Here is a 476-nt window from a genome sequence, read left to right on the forward strand (position 1 = left end):
CAGCCGGCGTTCGCGCTCGATAGTCTTGGCGATGCGCTGCAGCAACTGGTTCTGGGTGTCGAGCAGTGGCTTGAGTTCGCTGGGCAGCGGGCTGATCTGCAACGGTTCGAGGGAGTCGGCACTGCGGCGCATCAAGGCGTCACGCATGCGGTTGAGCGGCAACAGGCTCTGGCCGATCCCCAGCCACAACAGGCACAGGCAGCCCAACAATGCCACGCCCACCGGCACCGAGGCGGCCAGCAGGATCGACAGGTTCAACGCTTCACGCTCCACCTGCCGGTCGGCGGTGGTGATAAACAAATCGCCACGGGACAGGGTAAAGCTGCGCCAGCCCACGCCATCAATCATCTGGTCGCGAAAGCCGCTCTTGCGCGACTCCAGGCCCTGGTCCGGCGTGGTGTGGCTGCGGGCCAAAACCACGCCGCGCAAGGAACTGACCTGGCACGCCATACCGCCTGGCACGTTCAATTGTTCGG

General features: G+C 64.7%; 1 pseudogene. It reads right to left on the minus strand.

Features of this window, described 5'->3' with window-relative positions:
• Positions 1-476, minus strand: a pseudogene (locus HX846_RS38145) (two-component sensor histidine kinase); the annotation flags it as partial.

The organism is Pseudomonas sp. K5002 (genome assembly GCF_013386655.1).
Lineage (GTDB): Bacteria > Pseudomonadota > Gammaproteobacteria > Pseudomonadales > Pseudomonadaceae > Aquipseudomonas.